This is a genomic window from Fortiea sp. LEGE XX443 (assembly GCF_015206815.1).
Classification (GTDB): Bacteria; Cyanobacteriota; Cyanobacteriia; order Cyanobacteriales; family Nostocaceae; genus Nostoc_B.
The window spans coordinates 14536-30136 of the sequence record NZ_JADEXZ010000006.1 but is presented as its reverse complement, the minus strand read 5'-3'; the positions used below and the strand labels follow the sequence as shown (position 1 = coordinate 30136).

Sequence of the window (15601 nt, the reverse complement as noted above, 5' to 3'; positions counted from 1 at the left end):
TCTAAAATCACCATTTTTCGGCAATTTTAAAATATCCATTCTGGAATGGCTTCTTCTTTGGTGTTGGTATTACGAGATGGTGTTTCACGATTGAACTTCATGTGAATTGAGCGTGTTTGCTCACCATCAGCAGCAACCGCCAAAATTGGATAGTCAATTAAACCATCTTGGAAGGACATCTGGAAGCGGAATGTACCATCAGGATTCAGTTTAATTTCACGACCGCCAATTGTCACAGTTGCATCGGGTTCAGTCGCACCGTAGACAATCAATTCAGCGTCAGCAATTAACCAGAACTGGCGTGGACGTACTGGTACGGCGGAAGCGGAGAAGCCAACACCCGACATTCCCACACCAGACATGGTTAAACCAGAGGTAGTAGGAACAGCCCACATACCTACACCAGATGGGAATACGTAGGAACTGATAGCCTGTTCGGGACGCGCAGAACCTGGAACCTGCTGCATAGAACCAAACAGAGAACCAGCGACTCGTTGTGCTTCAGCAGATTCTGCCAAGCCAAAGATTTGGTCGTAGATGGGGTTGCTGTTGCCATTGGTTCCTGCTGTAGCAAACTTCTTGGCAGGTGGTACTAGTTCGTACAGAGTCTTACCACGCAAGTCTTCTTCAAAGTCAACTGTAATGAAGGCATCTTCAATCCAGTCAGATGGGTAAACAGGTGGAATATGTACTTGGGCAGAACGAGCCAGTACTAACCAACGACCATCAAAGCTACGATAACCGATATCGATGACATAATCGCGATCGCTCACGGGAACTGGTATGTACCATTCTCTGGCTAGTTCATCAACAGGATATTCCTGAATGCTGTGGGGGCTTTGATAATCAAGGCTGATGTCGGTGACATCGTAAATTCGCAGTGCCAACTGCTGTCCACCTTGCCGCCGCAGTTCTTCTTTATGATCGTTGGGAATATCCCAGTAAGTGTAAGCCCATTGAGGATCGCGTGGTAAAAGTACAATTCGACTTTCACCATAGCCACCCGGCAGATCGGCAAGTCCTTCATCAACATCAGCCAGAGAGCCGCCAGTACGGTCTTCTTGACCCAGTTCAAATTTTGCTGCTTCCACGGTTTCCTGTGCCTCCAGAGAACGAGATGGGCTAAACGAAGCTTTACTGCGCTGGACTTCTTGAATTGCTGCCAGCAGTTGTGATTTACGCATTCGGCTATAGCGGGAGACACTGTATTCACTGGCAACTTTGCGTAGTTGCCGTAATGTCATCTCCTCTAGCGGTGGGCGTTCTTTTGCCATTAATTTGGCCTCCAGTAGTTTTAAAGGTAAATTATTTCTCCGGTTACAGAATGCACTATAAAAGTGTCATCTATCCCAGATGAATTTCTTATTCCTGACTCCTGGTTTTGCCCAGTTTTTAAAGTTTTTTAATTCGCTTTTAAAATGAGGGTCACTCCCTTTTAATTTTCCTTGGATGCTTGGGTAAGCATTTTTCGGGATCGGAGGAGTCGTTTTGTTAAGTAAATATTAACCAGTAATCCTCGGTATTGATCAAGGGGTGTAAAGGCACTTTTTTCAGGGTTTCACGAATTTAATAGATTTTGCGGGATCATTTTGTCATGAAAGCTTGACAATTGCATGAAGTACCAAAAATGAATGTATTGAAATCATGACATTTGCTTTTACAAAGCCAGAAAAACCCTGATGGATAGACTGATCTCCTGTCAGAGCAAGGGCGATCGCTGCTGAGATTTGATCTCGATTTATACCTAGAGTACGCCAGCGATCGATTAATTGTGCTGCAAATACGTCAAAATTTAAATGAAAGCGATCGCCCTCACCAAAAATGCAGATTACCCAGAGCCTTCATACAGCCCTTCTCGTTACTGACTTAGAACGCTCCGAATACTTTTATGGCAAAGTGTTAGGATTATCCAAAATTGACCGATCCCTGAAATATCCTGGTGCATGGTATCAAGTCGGTAACTATCAAATTCACTTAATAGCTGCATCAACTGTACCAACCGACAATCCAAACGAAAAATGGGGACGCAACCCTCACATTGCCTTTGCTGTGGCTGATTTAGAACAAGCTAAACAAGAATTGCTCAGTCACAATTGTTCTATTCAAGCGAGTGCTTCCGGCCGCCCTGCTATTTTTACTCAAGATCCAGATGGGAACGTGATTGAGATGAGTGAAGTGTGAAGTATGAAGTATGAAGTATAGAATTTTATTATTTAGCCTTCTGCCTCGTGACTTTTGACAAAGGACAAGTGACTATTGACAATTGATTAATGAAAATTATTGCCTACATTTATTGTGACCCTCTCCTAGAACCTGTAACTCAAAACATTAATTGGGAATGGGATGTGGAACGGGTTTATGAAGATTTGGGCAAACCAGAGACGCGATCGCAGTTACAACAATTACTGACAGATTGCCAAAATGAACCTGTAGAATGTTTGCTAGTGCGTCGTTTGGAAGAATTGGGGGATACTGTAGAGGAAGTAAGCGATCGCTTAAATGAATTAGAGACGATGGGAGTAGCGGTAATTGCTACTGAGCAATCCTACACATCAGAAAAATCCCATTTCCGCGCTGACTTGCTGAAATTACTCCAAGAAATCCAATATCAACAACGTAGTCGGCGCATCCGTCAAGGACACGCACGCAATCGTCTCGAAGCAGCACCTCCACCGGGGAAAGCACCTTATGGTTATCGCCGGGGTCAAGGAAAATACATCATTGACCGCAGCACTTCCCCAGTTGTGAAAGATTTTTTTGACAACTTTTTACTCTACGGTTCCTTGCGGGGAGCAGTACGTTACTTAGCAAAAAAATACGGAAAGAAAATTTCTGTCACCACAGGAAGACGCTGGTTAACGAATCCAGTTTATCGGGGTGATACTGCTTATCTCAATGGTGAGATTATCTCAGACACCCATGCAGCAACCATTTCCAAAGAAGAAGCTGCCCAAATTGACAGACTTTTGCGGCGTAACAGCCGCTTACCATCTCGAACCGCAAGTGCGCCGCGTTCTTTAGCCGGGTTAGTTGTTTGCAGTGAATGTAACTCCCATACAACAGTCACCCGTGTTACCCGCCGCTACCAAGATAAAGAGTATCTTTATTTACGTCCTATCAGTTGTCCCCTCAGTCCTAAGTGTCGAGCTATTCCATACCAAGAAGTTTTGGAATGTACGATTGAAAAAGTCTGCCATGATTTACCATTAGCAGTAGAAGGAATAAATTCGCCTCAATTAGACACAGTAAAGAATAATTTAGGAGATGCGATCGCTCGTCAACAAGAAATCCTAGCTCAGTTACCTGCTTTAATTGAAACTGGCATTTTAGATTTAGAAACAGCAAAATTAAGGGAGTACAAACTCCGCACAGAAATCTCTGCACTCCAAGCAAGACTAGCAACACTTCCGCCAGATGATCTCCGTTCTGTGGCTCAAGCAGTTTCCATTCCTCAATTTTGGTTAGATTTATCGGAAGCAGAAAGACGCTTTTATCTGCGAGAATTTATTCGGCAAATTGAAATTATTCACCAAGATAAAGAGTGGGATTTACGAGTTGTGTTTATTTTTTAGCTGAAGCAGCAGAAGCCCCGCACTCTCCCTCCTACTGTGTACACACAAGTCTTTTAAAGTTGCTACGCCAGTAGGATGGATTAATTTTTACAAGTCGATGTATTAACAGTATTAACATTGTGAGTCTAGACATTAACATTGCCAGGCGATGAATTAACATTGTGAGTCTAGGCATTAACATTGCAGGCGATGAATTAACATTGTGAGCCTAGACATTAACATTGCTTGGCGATGAATTAACATTGTGAGCCTAGACATTAATATTGCCTGGCGATGTAAGTAGAAAGGTGCAAATAAACCGAACTATGTAACGGAAAGTAAAGTAGCTTGAAAACCTCTTCCCTTCTGCCTTCTGCCCTCTGCCTCCTGCCTTGTCATAACGACAATTTTTAACACCGACCTACTTATGCCAATTTTTGTTTACTGGGGTGAAGATGACTTTGCTATTGAAAAAGCGGTTACTTCGTTGCGCGATCGCATTTTAGATCCTCTGTGGACAGATTTTAACTATTCTTATTTTGCTCCTGATCAACCTGATGCGGCGATTTCAGGTTTAAATCAAGCGATGACTCCTGCTTTTGGCGCTGGTGGACGTTTGGTTTGGCTCATGAATACAAACCTCTGTCAACAATGTCCTGAAAATGTTTTGGCGGAACTGACGCGCACCTTACCAGTAATTCCCGAAAATTCATTTTTATTACTCACCAGTCGCAATAAACCAGATGAACGGCTAAAATCTACAAAATTGGTGAAGCAATTCGCCACGGAGTTCCGCGAATTTTCCCTCATTCCACCTTGGAAAACGGAATTAATTGTGCAAGCTGTTCAGCAAGTCGCTCAAGCTGTGGGAGTCCCACTTACTCCTAAAACTGCTGAATTCTTAGCCGAATCTGTAGGTAATGACACAAGGCTGCTTTACAACGAATTAGAGAAATTACGGCTTTATTATCTAGATAGCAAAAAGCCTTTAGATGTAGACACAGTTAGCCAATTAGTCAGAAATACTACGCAAAATAGTCTACAATTAGCAGCAGCAATTAGAACAGGAGACACAGGTAAAGCTTTAACTATTTTAACTGACCTGTTGAATGCAGCCGAACCAGGCTTACGAATAGCGGCAACTTTAATTGGTCAATTTCGCACTTGGTTATGGGTCAAAATTGTCACAGATAGCGGTGAGCGAAACCCACAAGCGATCGCCCAAGCGGCTGATGTTAGTAACCCTAAACGTATCTACTTTTTACAACAAGAAGTCAAATTCTTGTCTGTGCAACAACTAATCTCGTGTTTACCGTTACTGTTAGAGTTAGAAGTCAGCCTTAAGCAAGGATCTGCGGAAACATCTACACTCCAAACAAAAGTAATTGAACTCTGTCAAATATGTAAAGGCAACTGAAAATACATATAAAATTTCGGTACACTGAGATTTTGTTGGAACTTCTCGCTCCTAAAATAATTCACAATCAATAAAGCACCCCTAAGATTGAGTTCTGTGTCACCGAGATTATGAAGAGAATTGCTAATTTGGTTTTCCAAAATACTCTGGAAAGTTTATTAACTAGAACTTGCCTTTTTGGAGTTATGGCTACTGCTAGTTTGTTTGCCAGCACTTTAATATTTACAGGCAAAGCTCATGCTCAAACTCCAGTAGTGAATAATAATGAAATCGTTAGCTATGCCCAAGCTGTCTTAGCAATGGAACCATCGCGTCAACAAGCCTTCGGAGAAATCAAAAAATTGATTGGTGGTAGAGAAATACCGCAGATTGTTTGTAACGACCCTAAGAGTATTAACAATTTACCGCAGAAAGCCAGAAATATTGCTGTAAATTACTGTAATCGCTCTCAACAAATAGTTGAAGAAAATGGTTTAAGCATTGAGCGTTTCAATAAGATTACTGTAGAGATTCAAAATGACAATAACTTAAAAAGACAGATTTACAATACATTGATTCGCCTGCAAAAAAAATCCTAAGTCAGATAATTTTGGATTTTGGATTTTAACACAGTAATTGTATAAACTTTTGGAAAATCCATTTGTCGCAATCATTTTTCCAATTGGTATAAGACAAATTTAACTTTTGCCTTTTGCCTTGTATTTATATTCCGTGGCTTTTACCAATTACCCAATGTCTACGGAAAAATCTTGACAAGGCTGATTCTTCTAGGGATAAATAGATAGGTCTTCCGTGGGGACAGGTACGGGGGTTACGAGTGCGTTGCCATTGCTCTAATAGTGTTTGCATTTCTTGTAGGTTCAGTGGTGTGCCGTTACGAATAGCACTGCGGCAAGCGACAGCTACTTGAGCAGCTTGTAAATCGCCTCCCCAACTGAGTTCTAAAATTGCTTCTGCACAGTCTTCGCGCTGCTGTAAAAGGGCGGGTATATTACGAACTGCCCAAAGTTGTTCGCCAAATGTTTCTATCTCTATACCAATGCGTTGCAATTGGGAAACTTGGGCTGGTGACAACTGATAAAGAATAATTGACGGTTCAACAGGAAGCATCTGCCAATTATCACATATTTGTTCGTACAAAACTCGCTCGTGGGCAATATGCTGTTCTACTAGCCACATACCGCTGGCATGTTCGGCAACAATGTAAGTGTTGCTAACTTGGGCGACAGCTTTGAGGGAGTGCTGAGTGCTAAGTGCTAAGTGCTGAGTATTGTCTTCTGGTTTGGGGTTAAAGTTATAGCCGCCTTTTTCTTCAGCAGCTTTGAGTAATTTACTGACTCTGGTTGTGTGAACAGCTTCTTTAAAATTAGCCGAATCAATACGGAGTGCTTGGTCAATGGCTTGGGTGATTTGCCCTTGCCAATAGTTTAGTTCATTGAGATAGATTTCGGTTTTGGCTGGATTGCGATTCCAGTTAATTTGGTCGGGAGAAATGAAAAGATGTAATAAACAAATAGGATAGCGATCGCGTGGTAATGTCCTATGAAACGCTGACAAAATTGTTTGCTCAAGTTCTGGTGATTTTACCATCCGTCCGTTAATAGCTATCCGCACCCAGTCTGGACGATGGCGATGACAACGGTCTGGTAATCCTACTACTAAATTAAGTGCTGAGTGCTGAGTGCTGAGTTTTGAGTGCTGAGTGGGGAGTTGGGGGTTAGGGATTTCTAGTTTTAGTTCTTGTAAATCACCTTGTCGGACTTGCGGTAAGATTTGCGGCAGTAGTTGTCCTGTGGTAGCAGCGGGGGAAATGGTAAACCATACTCGGTCATTTTGCCAAAGTTGCCATGTAACTTGGGGATGACAAAGGGCAATTTGATGAATTGTCGTTTGTACAGCTTTCATTTGTTGCGTGGCACTGGGTAAACCTTGACGGCGTGACACGCAATTACCAAAAAGATTGGAGACTGTGACTACTGTACCAGGTGCGATCGCGGTTGCTTCTACTTCTTGTGCCTTGCCATCATCACCATAAACCACCCGCCATCCTAAATCGCCATCGTTTGGACGACTCAAAATTTCCAAATCTGCAAGAGTAGTCAAGCTGTGCAAAGCTTCACCACGAAATCCCAAGCTGTTAATGTTCCATAAATCATCACTAGAGTGAATTTTACTAGTGCTGTGGGCTGTGGCTGCTTGTTGCAAATCTTCTAGGTTCATCCCACAACCATTGTCGGCAACGCGGATGCGCCACTGCTGCGGCCACAGGTAAACCACAATTCTGGTTGCACCTGCATCCAAAGAATTTTCTACTAATTCTCGGACTACAGAAGCAAACGAGTCTATGACCTCGCCAGCGGTAATGAGATATACGACCTCTGTTGGTAAAGCTTGAATAGTAGATGACATAAATTCTAGTTTAAGCCAGCCAAGCAACCACTGAATAGAATAAGTAGTTTTATCTATACCTCAACAGAAATTTTTATTAATTGTAAAGAAACCTCTATTGAAAGTCGATTTTTGATAGATTGCTTGTGAGATGTAAGCGGGAAATGCTTATGAGTAGTAACTTAGTCACCGATGCTCACGATTTAAAGTCTCGGTTGGAATGGGGTCAACCAGCTTTTACAATTATTGATGTGCGCGATCGCCACAGTTATAATCATGGTCACATATCTGGGGCAATTCCAATCCCCTTAGATGACCTGGTAAATCGCGCCAAATCTACTCTACACAAAGAACGCCATATTTATATCTATGGCGACAATGACCAACAAACCGCCCAAGCCGCACAAGTACTGCGTGGTGCTGGATTTTCTGAGGTAGGTGAAATCAAAGGTGGTTTAATTGCCTGGAAAACAGCTGGCGGCGCTACAGAGGGTGTGGCAGCGTAAACAGCATAACTAGGGAGTAGGGGTGGGGAAAAGACATTTTTATGTATGTCATATCACATGTTCCGCCTAACCCTAGCGATTAAAAATCGCGGCTACACAAACTAAGTCCGCCTGCGCGGACTGACGAAAAATGAAGGCTTTAGAACCCGCGTAGGCGGGTTTTGCCTTTGTAGCCGCCTTGGTACAGCAATCAAATCACAGTTCATAACATTAAACAGATGAGAAAATTGAGACAACACAAGGCTTTTTACCCTGTTACCTGTCACCTGTTACCTGTCCCCTGTTACCTGTCCCCTTGCTACTAATCTTTCATAGCCAAAACTTTAGCTGTTTCTGGCTGAAGTAAACCATTTAGCAGCGATGCGGGACGGTGACTGTAAGGCCATGCAAAAGCGTGGCGAAAAGCAGCATCTTGGCAGGCTTGTAGCTGTGCAAAGCTGATAATGTCGTAAGTCAAGAGATTTTCGTACTCAAATGGCAAACGGACATTATGTAAACCGGCGTTGTCAGTACAAATCGCAATATCTACCCCTGCATCAAAACAACGGTCAAAAACTAATTTTAGTTGGCGGATGTCTTGTAAAGTCCCAGTTTTAAGGTAAGTTGTGGGGCAAACTTCTAAACACTGTCCCCTTCTAGCCACATCCTGTAATAACTCTGGATATAACAATGGAATTTGGATACCGTGACCAATCCGCATCAGATATGGTAAAAGTTCTGGGTAACAACCAGCGGTGGTTTCGTAAAGATGTCCAGTGGTATTAATGCCTTGCGATCGCGCATAATCATATAAACTAATCCATTCTTGCAGGCGATCGGCATAATAGCTATCTCCCCCTGCTATATCTATCCCACATACATAATCTTTGTTCTGCACTGCCAAATCAATAATCGCCTTATTCACCTCATAAGGCAGGCGCGAGTGCATACACAAAATTTGGCTAGTGACAATGGGATATTCTTGCAGGTGACTGGCTTTACCCACCACGGACACTATTTCCGCCATCTTGTCAATTCTTTGTGATTGACCCAGATGTTCTGGTGTCCGTAAATACGGTGTATAACGCAGTTCGAGATAAGCTAAGTTTTCAAATATATAAGCACCCCGCACCAAGCGATAAATAAAGTAAGGCAAAGTCTCTACAGTTTGCACACTTTCAACTAAGGTATGCAATTCTAAATATTCATCTAGGGTATTGCGGGGTCTTGTATAAAAATTTTCAAATTCTCCGTAGTTGGGAAAACGAGAAACTAATTCCGCAGAATGTCGCTCAAAATATCGCCATAAAACACGCGGTACAACCGAACCGCCCAGATGTCGATGCAATTCAGCATGTAAAGTCATAATATTATTTTGGATAAAATTTTGATGATCTTAACAAAAATATAGAAATAAAAAATCTCTGCTATGAGAAAGATTCGGTAAAGCTATGGTTAATAAAAAAAGCAGCACAATAAAATCAGTGTGAACTGTAGGGTATTGTTGAGGTACATGGGAGAACGATTGACGCTTTTCTCCTCAATCAAAAATATCGGAGTTAAATGTAGGTTAAACGATCTCTATTTTATGCCTTTACTAAACTCTCGTACCCATCGGCGAAAAGCTTTCAGGGTTTGGCTGCGTCCTTCAGTTTGACTGCGATCAAGAAACTGAGGAATGCAATCAATTATGGGGAAATCAGGAAAGCGAGAACTAGCATTGCCATCTTGATGCTGCCCATCCTGCAATAGACTGATTCGTAGTTGTTCGTAAAGAATGATTTTAGTATAGCGACCCAGTATGAATGATAGAACTAAAACTTTGGACTTCCACCTACTATGATGCTGACAAAATTATTTATCAAAAAACATCCTCTAAAACATCTGTCTTAACTCCTCGACCGAATTGACAGTTTTGATAGCTTGTTGAATCGCCTTTAATTGCGACAAATCAGTGATTCGATTGATAAAAGGCATTAATTCTAACCCAGGATTACCAAATTTTATCTCCAAAGCCAACTCAATACCTGACAACAATCCTTCTCTTAGCCCCCGTGCTTCTCCGCTTGCTTCTCCTTCACGTAAAATTTCTTGATACCAAGGTGATTCGCGTAACACAGCCATATCCCACCTCATAATTTCTTGAACTAAAGCACTCTCTAGTACAAACGTAGCAAAAAAAGCTAAGACTGTTTCTAGTTGATTGAGTTGTTCATCAGCACGTAGCATTTGCAATGCTTCTCTAAGTTATCGGCTCAGAATCGCCGCCTTTAAGAATGGGTACAAAGGGCAGTAAAGATGGTAGAGGTTGTTGAAATGCAATGTTGACATCAACCTCCCAAAGATTAATTACCCGATAATCTTGTATTGCCCGTAATCCGGCAATATTTGATATGAAGCTTGTAGGTATTTCTATATCCCTTGTAGAGAGAATATTGATTAATACAGGATACGTACTCACGAAAAATTATGTAAAAAGCTTACAGCATGAGTGTTCTTTTTGTTGATGCTTCAAGGATGTTTTTCACTTGCAAAAATCGCTTCTTTTCGCTTTTACCTAACCCGTCCCAAAAATTTAATTTTCTCCAATTTTCTTGACATAAATTGCAGTATATGTATAGAATTACAATTTGTGGAAACTTTACTTCTTAATATAAACGCTTGGCTAACGTTATTGTCATAGGTGCTCAGTGGGGCGACGAAGGGAAAGGTAAAATAACCGACTTACTCAGCCGCTCCGCAGATGTAGTGGTACGTTACCAAGGGGGTGTCAATGCTGGGCATACAATCGTAGTCCAGGGTCAAACTTTTAAACTCCACCTGATTCCCTCTGGTATTTTGTATCCAGATACCGAGTGCATCATCGGCTGTGGGACAGTCATTGATCCACAGGTTTTGATCGCAGAACTCGACCAACTAGAAACACTTAATATTTCCACCGCCAAACTGTTGATATCTGAGACAGCCCATGTCACGATGCCTTACCATCGGTTGATTGACAAGGCATCAGAAGAACGGCGGGGAAGTCATAAAATCGGCACTACAGGGCGAGGAATTGGCCCAACCTATGCTGATAAATCAGAGCGTACAGGCATCAGAGTTTTAGACTTAATGGACTCAAAAGGCCTGCGCGAACAGTTAGAGTGGACAATCAATTATAAAAACGTCCTTTTAGAAAAACTTTACAACCTGCCGCCTTTAGACCCCAAACAAGTGATTGATGAGTACTTGGGGTACGCCGATCGCTTGCGTCCTTATGTTATTGATACATCGCTCAAAATATACGATGCCATTCAACGGCGACGCAACATTTTATTTGAAGGAGCGCAAGGCACACTCCTAGACTTAGATCATGGGACTTATCCTTATGTTACCTCCTCTAACCCCGTAGCTGGTGGGGCTTGCGTCGGTACAGGTCTAGGGCCAACAATGATCGACCGGGTAATTGGGGTATCCAAAGCCTACACAACCCGCGTAGGAGAAGGCCCCTTTCCCACAGAGTTAGACGGAAAACTGGGAGAACATCTGTGCGATCGCGGTGCAGAATTTGGCACAACCACCGGACGCAAGCGGCGCTGCGGCTGGTTTGATGCTGTGATTGGTCGCTATGCCGTCCGCATCAACGGTATGGACTGTATGGCAATTACCAAACTCGATGTTCTCGACGAGTTAGAAGAAATTCAAGTTTGTGTCGCCTATGACATAGATGGCGATCGCTGCGAACACTTCCCCACCAGTTCCCGTCAGTTTGGCCGTTGTCGCCCCATCTACAAAACCTTACCAGGATGGCAGAAGTCTACAAGCGACTGTCGCACCCTGGAAGACTTGCCACAGCAAGCACTAGACTACCTAAAATTCTTAGCAGAATTGATGGAAGTTCCGATCGCGATCGTCTCTTTAGGAGCCAGCCGCGATCAAACCATAATTGTAGAAGACCCCATTCACGGCCCCAAACGTGCATTACTGCACGCTGACGGCACACCTGCCTCCTTACTCAGTGCATAAACTGTTGAAGAAGGCAGAAGGCAGAGGGCAGAGGGCAGAAGGTTTTGTTTAGAAGGGGATTCCGACCCTTCCTAAACAAGAGCCACCAAATTTTCAATTTGGTGGTGGTCTTAAACCCTTACTCCCTTCTCTACGAGACGCTCCGCGAACGGTCGTGTGGCAGGAATCAGAATCCCTTCTGCCTCCTGCCCTCTGCCTTTCTTGATAACTAAAAACTTACAACAAACAACTAGTAACTTGACATGACTCTAACAGTCGAATCTCAAAAGCGGCCAGAAGGCAGTAAACCAAATGCTTTGCGTCGTTCTGGCCTAATCCCCGCCAATTTGTACGGACATAAAGGTGCCGAATCCATTTCTTTGGTAGTTGATGCCAAAGTTGTTGAGCGCCTCCTGAAAAAAGCTGCTGTTAATAAGACAGAAATTGAACTTAGCATTCCTGAGCTTGAATGGACTGGTAAAACCGTCCTGCGGGAAGTTCAAATTCATCCAGCGAAGGGTACACCTTACCACCTGAGTTTTTTTGCTTCTACTCAAGCTTAGAACAGGTGTATGGTCTGTCTGTATAGACACTCCAAGTTTGTAATAATTGCTGATTAAACCAGGGTTTTACCCCTGGTTTTTTGTTAAGCTACAAACGTGAATATTTAAATTCAAAATTGCAACAGCCAATGATTTGAGATAATAATCTGCGGTTTAAAAACTAATACTGCCAATATGACAGAAGTAACTCTTCCCGCTTTAATTCAGCACATGTTACAGCCCGGATTTTATCCTCATCCTGTAACAGAACCTATTCAACTATGTCAAACTCATGTTTCTTATGTGCTGCTCACGGGAGATTATGCCTACAAGTTGAAAAAACCAGTCAATTTTGGGTTTTTGGATTTTTCTACCTTGGAAAAGCGACAGCATTTTTGTCAGGAAGAGTTACGACTAAATAAACGGGGAGCGGCGGAACTGTATTTGGATGTGTTACCCGTGACTCAACAAGGCGAGGAATATCATCTAGCAGGAACAGGAGAGCCTGTAGAGTATGCAGTCAAAATGCGCGAGTTTCCCCAAGAAACCTTATTGAGCAGCTTGTTTGAACAGGGCAAGTTACATGAGGCTGACTTGGAAGAATTGGGACAGGTTGTGGCTCAGTATCATGCCAAAACACAGACAAATGACTACATTCAAAGTTTTGGCGAAGTCCCTCAAGTGCGGGCTGCATTTGATGAAAATTACGAGCAAACTGAGAAATATATCGGTAAACCCCAGACACAGCAGCAGTTTGACGAAACTAAAGCCTTTACAGATAAATTTTTTGCCGAAAGACAAGAGTTATTTCAACAGAGAATTAAAAATAACTATATTCGAGAATGTCACGGAGACTTACACCTACGCAATATTTGTCTGTGGCAAGATAAAATTCTGCTATTTGATTGCATAGAGTTTAACGAGCCGTTTCGCTTTGTCGATGTCATGTACGATATCGCTTACGCGGTGATGGATTTGGAAGCACAGCAGCGCCAAGACTTGAGTAATGCCTATTTCAATACTTATGTAGAGCAGACTGGCGACTGGGAAGGCTTAGAAGTATTGCCCATATATTTAATTCGTCAATCTTATGTCCGAGCAAAAGTAACTTCATTTTTGTTAGATGATCCTGGTGTACCAGAAGCGGTTAAAGAAGAAGCGACAAAAACCGCAGCCAAGTATTACAAGCTGGCTTGGGAATATACTCAACCCAAACAAGGACGACTAATTTTAATGTCGGGGTTGTCAGGTTCTGGAAAGAGTACAACAGCAAAATATTTAGCTCGACAATTTAATGCAATTCACATTCGCTCAGATGCAGTGCGGAAGCATTTAGGCGGTATTCCTTTGTCAGAACGTGGCGGGGATGATTTGTATACGCCGGAAATGACACAGAAAACTTATGCACGGTTGTTGAATTTGGGAACTATACTAGCTAATCAAGGTTTCACGGTAATTTTAGATGCCAAGTATGACCGACAACAACAGCGACAAGAAGCAATTTCCCAAGCGGAGAAATACCAACTTCCTCTCCAGATTATCCACTGCACAGCACCCGTAGAAGTAATTCAAGAGCGTCTTATCAACCGGACTGGTGATATTGCTGACGCTACGGTAGATTTATTGGCATCACAACTCAAGCAAGCTGAACCATTTACCGAATTGGAAAAATCATACATTCATATTTGGGACACTACTCAACCACAGCAGACACAATTAAAACTTTTGAGCGAGAAAAAGGTGTAAAGAGCAAGGGGGTAAGGTATTAAAATTTTCTTCCTCCCTACCCCTACACCCTTATACCCTTGTACCCTTACACCCTTAGTGAACTCATGGCAAAAAATAACAACTTATTCAATTTCACCCCTGAATTTATCTCTCAATTAATATTTGGGTCATTTTTAACGTTCATTTTAATCACGACGGGTTCACCTGCATCCCTAAGTATTTTCTTAGGAATTTTGGGTGGTTTCACTTTAGGTTGGATTACTAGTGCTAGTAAAAATAGTCCCCAAGCTCCAACTGTAGCCTCCTCTGATGGCATTGATGCAGGACTAAAATACTGGTTATTTTTCTTGCTAGGCTTTGTCTGGTTAGGTTACTCTGCACCAATGAGTATCTTGCTGGGGGGAATAGGTGCTTTTGGTGGTGGTTGGATTATTGCTTGGTGGGGTAGTAAAGAAGAAACTAGAACTCAGTTACCAGTTGAAGTTTTAGAAGAGGGAGACGAAAGACCTAGCCTCAGACATACCAAACAGCAAAAAAGAAGAGTTACTCGCCGCTTCCGTCGCGCCAGAGGGATTAATTTTAGATTTTGGCAGAGGTAATAAATTAAAGTCAAAAGTCAAAAGTCAAAAGTCAAACATTCTTTTTACTTACATCTTTTTACTTTTAACTTACAGTACTACCCAATTATGTTTTTATATCTCTCCAAGTTACTACCACTGTTCTTTTATCCCTTGGGATTAGCCAGCGTGAGTTTAGTGGTGGCTTTGATAACACTGTGGAAACGACCGCGTCTGGCGACAGCAGCGATCGCTTTTTCGTTAACCTTATTACTAGTTTGCAGTAATGCTTGGGTGGCTAAAGCACTGGTGCGATCGCTAGAATGGCAACATCTCCCAGCCAAGCAAATACCTAATGCTGAAGCCATCGTTGTTTTAGGTGGTGCAACAAAATCAGCCTTTTATCCTCGACCGGGTGTAGATTTAAGTGAGACAGGCGATCGCGTAATTTATGCAGCACAACTATATCGCCAAAAAAAAGCTCCCTTCATTATTCTTAGTGGTGGTCGCATTGATTGGCGTGGTAGCGGTGCATCCGAATCAGCAGACATGGCAAGTATCTTGACATCTATTGGGATACCAGGTGAAGCAATTTTGCAAGAACCTGATTCTCTTAATACGTACCAAAATGCTGTGAATGTCAAGAAAATTTTGCAGTCTCGGAATATCCAAAAGGTATTATTAGTAACTTCGGCTATGCACATGCCGCGATCGCTCAAAATTTTCCAACGTCAAGATATTAATGCTATTCCTGCACCGACTGACTTTCTTGTTAGCCAGGGAGAACTGCAAGAACTTGGTAGCACTCCTAAAGGCGCATTACTTAACTTATTCCCTGACACTAACAACCTGCATCAATTTACGTTAGCTTTGAAAGAATATATTGGTACTTTTGTCTATCGCTTACGTCGTTGGCTTTAACCTCCCAAGACTGAAAATAAAAGAGTTA

Annotated in this window: 14 protein-coding genes and 1 pseudogene; 10 read left to right on the top strand and 5 right to left on the bottom strand. The window is 42.4% G+C overall.

Going from position 1 to position 15601, the window contains the following annotated elements; all coding sequences use genetic code 11:
• Positions 1-26 precede the first annotated feature (26 nt).
• Positions 27-1274: a DUF4912 domain-containing protein gene (locus tag IQ259_RS04350; RefSeq protein ID WP_193881360.1), complete on the bottom strand. Its 1248-nt coding sequence runs from the start codon at positions 1272-1274 to the stop codon at positions 27-29.
• Between the two features lie 547 nt (positions 1275-1821).
• On the opposite strand from IQ259_RS04350, the gene IQ259_RS04345 reads away from it, so the two are divergent.
• The 4 genes from IQ259_RS04345 (at position 1822) to IQ259_RS04330 (ending at position 5546) form a co-directional block, all read left to right on the top strand.
• Complete coding sequence (locus tag IQ259_RS04345; RefSeq protein ID WP_193881357.1) at positions 1822-2181, top strand: VOC family protein; 360 nt, start codon at positions 1822-1824, stop codon at positions 2179-2181.
• A gap of 89 nt (positions 2182-2270) precedes the next feature.
• Positions 2271-3572 (top strand): recombinase family protein, encoded by a 1302-nt coding sequence (locus IQ259_RS04340; protein WP_193881354.1) that lies wholly within the window; start codon positions 2271-2273, stop codon positions 3570-3572.
• Positions 3573-3978: 406 nt separating this feature from the next.
• Entirely contained in the window at positions 3979-4968 is a 990-nt protein-coding gene (holA, locus tag IQ259_RS04335) for a DNA polymerase III subunit delta (protein WP_193881352.1), read from the top strand.
• A 110-nt stretch (positions 4969-5078) separates the two neighbouring features.
• Positions 5079-5546 (top strand): DUF4168 domain-containing protein, encoded by a 468-nt coding sequence (locus IQ259_RS04330; protein WP_193881349.1) that lies wholly within the window; start codon positions 5079-5081, stop codon positions 5544-5546.
• 124 nt (positions 5547-5670) lie between these two features.
• Here IQ259_RS04330 and mutL read toward each other — a convergent pair whose 3' ends face one another.
• Positions 5671-7377, bottom strand: a complete 1707-nt coding sequence (gene mutL / locus IQ259_RS04325) for a DNA mismatch repair endonuclease MutL (RefSeq protein ID WP_193881346.1) — start codon at positions 7375-7377, stop codon at positions 5671-5673.
• A 149-nt stretch (positions 7378-7526) separates the two neighbouring features.
• Between mutL and IQ259_RS04320 the strand changes: the two genes are divergently transcribed.
• Positions 7527-7862, top strand: coding sequence for a rhodanese-like domain-containing protein (locus IQ259_RS04320; protein WP_193881344.1), 336 nt, complete (start codon positions 7527-7529; stop codon positions 7860-7862).
• Between the two features lie 301 nt (positions 7863-8163).
• Here IQ259_RS04320 and IQ259_RS04315 read toward each other — a convergent pair whose 3' ends face one another.
• The 3 genes and pseudogenes from IQ259_RS04315 to IQ259_RS04305 all read right to left on the bottom strand — a co-directional run.
• Entirely contained in the window at positions 8164-9207 is a 1044-nt protein-coding gene (locus IQ259_RS04315; protein ID WP_193881341.1) for an adenosine deaminase, read from the bottom strand.
• Between the two features lie 215 nt (positions 9208-9422).
• Positions 9423-9590 (bottom strand): hypothetical protein, encoded by a 168-nt coding sequence (locus IQ259_RS04310; RefSeq protein WP_193881339.1) that lies wholly within the window; start codon positions 9588-9590, stop codon positions 9423-9425.
• A 126-nt stretch (positions 9591-9716) separates the two neighbouring features.
• Positions 9717-10296: pseudogene (locus tag IQ259_RS04305) on the bottom strand (Rpn family recombination-promoting nuclease/putative transposase); the annotation flags it as partial.
• Between the two features lie 206 nt (positions 10297-10502).
• On the opposite strand from IQ259_RS04305, the gene IQ259_RS04300 reads away from it, so the two are divergent.
• The 5 genes from IQ259_RS04300 to IQ259_RS04280 all read left to right on the top strand — a co-directional run bounded on the left by IQ259_RS04300 (position 10503) and on the right by IQ259_RS04280 (position 15573).
• Positions 10503-11846: an adenylosuccinate synthase gene (locus IQ259_RS04300; protein WP_193881336.1), complete on the top strand. Its 1344-nt coding sequence runs from the start codon at positions 10503-10505 to the stop codon at positions 11844-11846.
• A 242-nt stretch (positions 11847-12088) separates the two neighbouring features.
• Complete coding sequence (gene rplY / locus IQ259_RS04295) at positions 12089-12388, top strand: 50S ribosomal protein L25 (RefSeq protein ID WP_193881333.1); 300 nt, start codon at positions 12089-12091, stop codon at positions 12386-12388.
• A 174-nt stretch (positions 12389-12562) separates the two neighbouring features.
• Positions 12563-14113 carry an AAA family ATPase gene (locus tag IQ259_RS04290; protein WP_193881319.1) on the top strand — a complete coding sequence of 517 codons (1551 nt, stop codon included), beginning with the start codon at positions 12563-12565 and terminating at the stop codon, positions 14111-14113.
• A gap of 86 nt (positions 14114-14199) precedes the next feature.
• Positions 14200-14694: a hypothetical protein gene (locus tag IQ259_RS04285; protein ID WP_193881316.1), complete on the top strand. Its 495-nt coding sequence runs from the start codon at positions 14200-14202 to the stop codon at positions 14692-14694.
• A gap of 87 nt (positions 14695-14781) precedes the next feature.
• On the top strand, positions 14782-15573 hold the full coding sequence (locus IQ259_RS04280; RefSeq protein ID WP_193881313.1) for a YdcF family protein: 792 nt from the start codon (positions 14782-14784) through the stop codon (positions 15571-15573).
• Positions 15574-15601 lie beyond the last annotated feature (28 nt).

Coding starts and splice junctions, on each gene's coding strand:
- IQ259_RS04350 (WP_193881360.1), bottom strand. CDS start 1,274: ATGGCAAAAGAACGCCCACCGCTAGAGGAGATGACATTACGGCAACTA.
- IQ259_RS04345 (WP_193881357.1), top strand. CDS start 1,822: ATGCAGATTACCCAGAGCCTTCATACAGCCCTTCTCGTTACTGACTTA.
- IQ259_RS04340 (WP_193881354.1), top strand. CDS start 2,271: ATGAAAATTATTGCCTACATTTATTGTGACCCTCTCCTAGAACCTGTA.
- holA (WP_193881352.1), top strand. CDS start 3,979: ATGCCAATTTTTGTTTACTGGGGTGAAGATGACTTTGCTATTGAAAAA.
- IQ259_RS04330 (WP_193881349.1), top strand. CDS start 5,079: ATGAAGAGAATTGCTAATTTGGTTTTCCAAAATACTCTGGAAAGTTTA.
- mutL (WP_193881346.1), bottom strand. CDS start 7,377: ATGTCATCTACTATTCAAGCTTTACCAACAGAGGTCGTATATCTCATT.
- IQ259_RS04320 (WP_193881344.1), top strand. CDS start 7,527: ATGAGTAGTAACTTAGTCACCGATGCTCACGATTTAAAGTCTCGGTTG.
- IQ259_RS04315 (WP_193881341.1), bottom strand. CDS start 9,207: ATGACTTTACATGCTGAATTGCATCGACATCTGGGCGGTTCGGTTGTA.
- rplY (WP_193881333.1), top strand. CDS start 12,089: ATGACTCTAACAGTCGAATCTCAAAAGCGGCCAGAAGGCAGTAAACCA.
- IQ259_RS04290 (WP_193881319.1), top strand. CDS start 12,563: ATGACAGAAGTAACTCTTCCCGCTTTAATTCAGCACATGTTACAGCCC.
- IQ259_RS04285 (WP_193881316.1), top strand. CDS start 14,200: ATGGCAAAAAATAACAACTTATTCAATTTCACCCCTGAATTTATCTCT.
- IQ259_RS04280 (WP_193881313.1), top strand. CDS start 14,782: ATGTTTTTATATCTCTCCAAGTTACTACCACTGTTCTTTTATCCCTTG.